Annotated in this window: 5 protein-coding genes and 1 pseudogene; 3 read left to right on the top strand and 3 right to left on the bottom strand. The window is 63.9% G+C overall.

Features of this window, described 5'->3' with window-relative positions; all coding sequences use genetic code 11:
• The first annotated feature begins 60 nt into the window (after positions 1-60).
• On the top strand, positions 61-1,092 hold the full coding sequence (locus QU44_RS11160) for a LacI family DNA-binding transcriptional regulator (RefSeq protein ID WP_033922230.1): 1,032 nt from the start codon (positions 61-63) through the stop codon (positions 1,090-1,092).
• Here QU44_RS11160 and QU44_RS11165 read toward each other — a convergent pair.
• From QU44_RS11165 to QU44_RS11175, 3 genes are read right to left on the bottom strand one after another with little or no spacing between them, the layout of a single operon-like run.
• Positions 1,089-2,681 (bottom strand): family 43 glycosylhydrolase, encoded by a 1,593-nt coding sequence (locus QU44_RS11165; protein WP_033922231.1) that lies wholly within the window; start codon positions 2,679-2,681, stop codon positions 1,089-1,091. The genes QU44_RS11160 and QU44_RS11165 overlap by 4 nt on opposite strands.
• A gap of 60 nt (positions 2,682-2,741) precedes the next feature.
• Positions 2,742-4,028 (bottom strand): MFS transporter, encoded by a 1,287-nt coding sequence (locus QU44_RS11170; RefSeq protein ID WP_033922233.1) that lies wholly within the window; start codon positions 4,026-4,028, stop codon positions 2,742-2,744.
• A complete protein-coding gene (locus QU44_RS11175; RefSeq protein ID WP_052134707.1) occupies positions 4,009-4,848 on the bottom strand; it encodes a 2-keto-4-pentenoate hydratase in 840 nt (279 codons plus the stop codon). Before QU44_RS11175 ends, QU44_RS11170 begins: the two co-directional genes overlap by 20 nt.
• A 113-nt stretch (positions 4,849-4,961) precedes the next feature.
• Here QU44_RS11175 and QU44_RS11180 point away from each other — a divergent pair, with 113 nt between their 5' ends.
• Together QU44_RS11180 and QU44_RS11185 are read left to right on the top strand one after the other, a co-directional pair.
• Entirely contained in the window at positions 4,962-5,981 is a 1,020-nt protein-coding gene (locus QU44_RS11180) for a LacI family DNA-binding transcriptional regulator (RefSeq protein ID WP_033922235.1), read from the top strand.
• 73 nt (positions 5,982-6,054) lie between these two features.
• Positions 6,055-6,409 (top strand): annotated as a pseudogene (locus QU44_RS11185) (5-dehydro-4-deoxy-D-glucuronate isomerase); the annotation flags it as partial.

The raw sequence follows: 6,409 nt of genomic DNA on the forward strand, positions 1-6,409 counted from the left end.
CCAGCCGGTCCTGATGATCGGTTGGGTTTTTATTTGCGCCCGGCTGGGTATAACCCGGGCATGAAAGAAGGCGTTCAGCCCACCATTACCGATGTCGCGCGGGTTGCCGGCGTGTCGAAAAAGACGGTCAGCTGGGTCATCAACCAGTCGCCGCGGCTGAACGAGGAAACGCGCAAGCGGGTGCAGCAGGTGATCCGCGACCTTGGCTATGTGCCCAATCCACAGGCGCGTGCCTTGGCGCTGCGGCGCAATTTCCTGATCGCGCTGATCCACGACAATCCCAATGCCCAGATGGTGCTGAAGGTGCAGCAGGGCGTGCTTGAGATATTGCGCGACACCGAATTCGAATTGCTGGTGCATCCGGTCAATCGCGGATCGGCGACGATGCTCGAGGAGATCCGCCAGTTTCTGGAGCGGCAGCGGCCCTATGGCGTGTTGTTGCTGCCGCCGATTTCGGAGAATGACAGCCTGGCCGAGTTATGCGCGGCGATCGGCTGCCGTTATGTCCGCATGGGATCGGCTTCGTTCGACAATCCCGATCACATGATCGCATCGAACGACCGCGAAGCGGTGCGCGGCGCGGTCGAGCATCTGATCGAGGCGGGGCATCGCCGGATCGGCATGATCCTGGGGCCGGCGGGGTTTCGATCGGCGATGGAACGGCAGGCGGGCTATCAGGAGGCGCTGGCGCGTGCCGGCATCGCCTTTGATCGGGCGCTGACGGCGCAGGGCGATTACACCTTCGATTCGGGGATGCGCGCGGCAGAGCGATTGTTCGACATGTCGCCGCGCCCGACGGCATTATTTTGTTCGAACGATGAAATGGCGGCGGGCGCGGTGCATGTCGCTCGCCAACGCGGGCTGCATATTCCACGTGACCTGTCGATCATCGGTTTCGACGATACCGCGATCGCATCGCATCTGTTGCCGCCATTGACGACGGTTCGCTGGCCGATGATCGCGATGGCGCGGGCAGCGGCACAGATGCTGATCGGCGGCCCCGGCCCTGGCCCTGCCGACGAGGCGAGCGGCCTGTCGCCGTTCGGATCGACGTTGATCCGCCGCGCTTCGGTGACGCCGCCTCCGGGCTAAAGCGCGGTGAAGCGGAAATCGCGAAAGCGGGCGGTGCCTTGGCCAGCGGAATACAGCCCCGGCCGCAGCATCAGAAAGCCGCCCCGCACATTGTGGTGATAGCCCGATACCTCCATCCCCCGGTCGAACCGCGACCAGCTTCGCCCGCCATCGGCGCTGGTGTGGAAGGAGACGATGTGGCGATCATTGGTCACCCGCATCCGCATCCGCCGGCCATGCGGATTGGCGGGGCGTCCGCGCTCGATGCCATATTGGTGGGTGACGAAGCGCTGCTCGTCGAACCCAAGCCCGCAATATAATTGGTCATCGTAAAACAGGATCAGCCCCGCGGTGCCGCCCGGCGCGATTTCGATGTCGCATTCGAAGCGATAGGCGGTGTCGCCCGCGATCAGCAGCAGCGGCGCGCCGTCAGACGGCGCCTTGCCGCTGGCATCGAGCAGCAATGCGCCGCCCTCCACCCGTGCTCGGGCGCGCTCGGTGGGGGCGGGGCGGAAGAAATTCCATTTGGTGCCATAGGCCAGAGTCGCGAAATCGTCGGACAGCTTCTGGCCGTGGCGCAGCGCCGCGCCGCCGCCGCCGCCGCCGGGCTTGGCGATCGGTTGCGACAGGTCACCGCCGGTCATGCGAAACCAGCCATCGGCGGTCCATTCGACCGGATCGAGCAGGGTCTGCCGCCCAAGCGTCCAATAGCCATTCTCATAGCCGTGATAGACCGACCACCAGCCGCCATCGGGTGCCTCGACCAAAGTGGCATGGCCGCGCGACCACCATTTCTCGGCGAGCGAGGTGGTGCGGACCAGCGGGTTACCCGGATGATGCTCCCAGGGGCCGTGGATTGATGTCGATCGTGCGGCGATCACCATATGCCCGGTCGGTGGGCCGGCGGTGCCGCCGACTGCGGTGACGAGGTAGAAATAGCCGCCGTGGCGCAGCACCTTCGGCCCTTCGGGACTGAATCCTTCGACGTCCCAATCGCCGGGATAGTGCCAGGGATCATAGACATGCTCGACCGCGCCGAGCGTCGACAGACCATCATCTGCCAGCCGGATGCGATCCCCGCCCGACAGGAACAACCAGCGCGATCCGTCCTCGCCCACCGCATGGCCGGGATCGATGTGGCGGGGCAGGTGCAGGTCGATCGGTTCGGACCATGGCCCGTCGATCGAATCGGCCCAGATGACCCAGTTTGTGGTGGGGTTCTTGGTGGGGATATAGAGGAAATAGCGGTTGCCGTGCTTGGTGAGTTCGGGTGCCCAGACCGATCCGATATTGGTGGTCAACGCGGCGGTGCGCGGCGTCCAGTTCACCAGATCGCGCGAATGCCAGATCACCAGCCCCGGATAGGAATCGAAGGTGGAGAAGGTCATGTAATAATCGCGACCATCCTTGAGGATCGTCGGATCGGGATGGTCGCCCGCCATCAGCGGGTTCAGGAACCGTCCGTCGCCCAGATCGGCGATCCGCTGGTTATCATAGCCGCGCGCGTAATCGGGAACGGGCGGGTCACTGCTCGCGCGCAGGGGCGGGGCGGCAATGGCGGTAGCCAGGCCTGCGCCGGTGGCCATGACTTCGCGGCGAGTGAGGGACATGGCCAAGGCTCCGGTAAGGGGCGGGCGGGCGAGCAGACCGCTGCTCGCCCGGGGTTTGCCCTACAGGTCGGGCACGCGCTCCAGGCGCGGCGACAGAAGCTGCACCGCCAGCAGCGCCAGGAAATAGGCCGAGCCGGCAACGAAGAACAACGGCGCATAGCTGCCGATGCCGTCGAGCACGAAACCGGCATATTTCGCCATCAACATGCCGCCGATCGCGCCAACCGTGCCGCCGATCCCCACCACCGATCCCACTGCCGCACGCGGAAACAGGTCCGACGGTAGGGTGTAGAGATTGGCCGAAAATGCCTGATGCGCGGCGGTGGCGATGCCGATGACCAATACCGCCAGCCACAGATTGTCGATCGATTGGGCAAAGAATATCGGCGTCACGGCAAAGGCGCAGATCAACATGGTCAACTTACGTGCATAGTTCACCGATCGTCCGCCCGCGATAAGCCGCGACGAAAACCAGCCCCCGGCGACGCTGCCCACGTCGGACAGCAGATACACCGCTACCAGCGGCGGCCCGAAGCTCAGCAGGTCGAGGTCATAGCGATCGCCCAGATAGCCCGGCAGCCAGAACAGGAAGAACCACCAGATCGGATCGATAAAGAACTTGCCCAGCGCAAACGCCCAGGTTTCGCGGCGGGTGGCGATCCGGCGCCAGCCGATCGTGGTGCCCGGATCGGCCGGATCCTGCTCGATCCACGCCAGTTCGCCTTCGGAAACCTTGGGATGTTCGCGCGGGCGGCGATACAGCAGCAGCCAGGCGATCAGCCAGACGAAGCTGGCAACGCCGGTGATCACGAACGCCATGCGCCAGCCATAGGCGACGGTGATTACCGGCACGACCAGCGGGGTGATGATCGCGCCGATGTTTGCCCCTGCGTTGAACACGCCGATCGCAAAAGCGCGCTCCTTGGCCGGAAACCATTCGGTCACCGCCTTGATCCCCGCCGGGAAGTTGCCCGCTTCGCCGATGCCAAGGCCGAAGCGCGCCATCGCGAACTGGGTGACGCTATACGCGCCGCCATGCGCGATATGCGCCAACTGCCAGATGACGAAGGCGACGGCATAGCCCATCCGCGCGCCGATCACATCGACCAGCCGGCCAAAGCCGATATAGCCGATCGCATAGGCCATCTGGAAAAAGAAGATGACGTTGGCGTAATCGGTTTCGGTCCAGCCGAGTTCGGCCGAGAGCGTGGGCTTTAGCACGCCGATCATCTGGCGATCGATGTAGTTGATCACTGTCGCCATGAACAACAGCGAGACGATGCCCCAGCGATAGCGGCCCGACCGGGCGACCGCGCGTTCGATACTGTCAGTCTTGCTCGCGTCCATGCCCCGTCTCCAATTGCATCATCTCTCGCACGGTGGCCGCATCGATCGTGCAGCCTGTCCGCAATTCGCCGAAATCAGCGGTGAAGGCATCGCCCGGCACCACCGGATGAACGCCGGTGACCGCGCCCGACGACACCCATTGCCCCGGCTGCAACGTCATGCCGCGCGCCGCCAGCGATTCGATCAGAAACGCGACCGCACCGATCGGCCCGTCGAGCATGGTGCGCGCCGTCGCCTCGCCGACGATTTCGCCGCCGATCCGCGACACCACCGCCCAATCGAGAAAGGCAAGCGATCGCCAATCGGGCACGGCATCGCCGATCAACAGCCCATAATTATTGCCGAAATCGCTGATCGTCACCAATGGCCCATCGGTGTTGATGCCCGGATAAGGCGAGCTGGCGATTTCGATGCCGATATGCACGGCGTCGATCAGATCGATTACCTCGTCGAGTGTCCAGGCCAATTTGCCCGGCGTGGGCGTCTTTCCGATCCGCACGCAATATTCGGCTTCGGCGGCTGCGAAGCCGTCGGCGATGATCGGCAGGGTGGCGGGGGTGTGGCCACCCGATTGCAGGGTAAGCTGGTCGGCGAAAATCGGTCCGGCCAGCCGATTGGTGCCGAGCAGGGCATCCACCGGCGCGTTGATGCGGCCGACTTTCCAGCCGATGACCGCGCGCCCGTCATAGCCGATCGCCTGATCCTGGATGGCATAGGCCGCGGCCAGCGTGGTCGGTTTGTCGCCGGGATATTCCGGCAACGCGCGTGCCGCACGCCGCGCCTCGACAAACGCGCGTGCGATAGGGTTGTGACTGGCCATGGCCCCTCCGAAGACTTGTCTTGTCCCGATAGCCGTAATGAAAACCGGTGTCATGAACAAGTTTGTTTCTGCTATGGATTGTTGGGGCGGCTCTCTCCTATAGGTTGACGCGCATGAAAAAGACCGGGCAGCCCACGATCAATGACGTCGCCCGACTGTCGCAGGTGTCGAAGAAAACGGTGAGTCGGGTGATCAACCGCTCGCCGCTGGTGATCGAGGAAACCCGGCAGCGGGTGGAAGAGGTCATCGCCGAGCTCGGCTATATCCCCAATCCGCAGGCGCGGGCGCTGGCGCTGCGGCGCAATTTCCTGATCGCGCTGATCCACGACAATCCTAATGGTCAGATGGTGCTGGGGGTGCAGCAGGGGTTGCTCGAAATGCTGCGCGGTACCGAATTCGAACTGCTGCTGCATCCGGTCGATCGCGGCATGCCCGACATGCAGGAGGACATTCGCAATTTCCTTGAGCGGCAGCGGCCCTATGGCGTGATGCTGCTGCCGCCGATCTCGGAAAACGATGCACTTGCAGCGCTTTGCGCGTCGATCGGCTGCCGCTATGTCCGCATGGGTTCGGCGACGCTCGACGTGCCCGAGCATATGGTCGCCTCGAACGATCGCGACGTGGTGCGCGGCGCGATCGAATATCTGATTGCCGCCGGTCATCGCCGCATCTGCATGATCGCCGGGCCGGCTGGGTTCCGATCGGCGCACGAACGGCAATTGGGCTATGAGGATGCGCTGACCGCCGCCGGCATCGCCATCGACCGCGCCTGGATCGCGCAGGGGGATTATCGCTTTGAAGGCGGCAAGCGCGCCGCCGAACGCCTGCTCGATCTGGCACCGCGCCCGACCGCGATTTTCGCCTCGAACGACGAAATGGCGATCGGCACGATGCATATCGCCGACCAGCGCGGGCTGGAAGTGCCGGCAGACCTGTCGATCATAGGGTTTGACGATACGCCGATCGCCTCGCATGTCTGGCCTTCGCTGACGACGGTGCGCTGGCCGATCGCCGCGATGGCGCGCGCCGCCGCGCTGAAACTGATCGGGGACGAGGAAGAAGCGGCCAAGGAAGCCGCTTTTTTCAGCTCGACGCTGATCCGGCGATCCTCGGTCGCGCCGCCTGCGACCTGATCGATTGCAAAAAAACGTGACACCGATTACCGACTTTCGCAAATCCGAAATGCGCCATGCAGGAGAGAAGCCGATGTTCGACCGCACCTATTACGCCACCCATCCCGACATGATGGAATGCGTGTCCAACGAGGAATTGCGCGACCGCTATCTGATCGGCGGACTGTTCCGCGATGGCGAATGCGTGCTGAACTACACCCATGCCGATCGCTTCGTGATCGGCGGCGTCGCGGTGGCCGATGCGCCGGTGAAGCTGCCGGCGCAGACCGAGCCGAAATCGGCCGAAGGTCATCCCTTCCTCGAGCGGCGCGAGATGGCGGTGGTCAATGTCGGCAGCGCCGAGGGCATCGTCACCGTCGATGGCGAAAGCTTTACGCTTGGCAACAAGGATTGCCTGTACGTCACGATGGGCGCGACCGAGGTCGAGT

Source organism: Sphingomonas sp. 37zxx, assembly GCF_000786205.1.
Taxonomy (GTDB): domain Bacteria; phylum Pseudomonadota; class Alphaproteobacteria; order Sphingomonadales; family Sphingomonadaceae; genus Sphingomonas.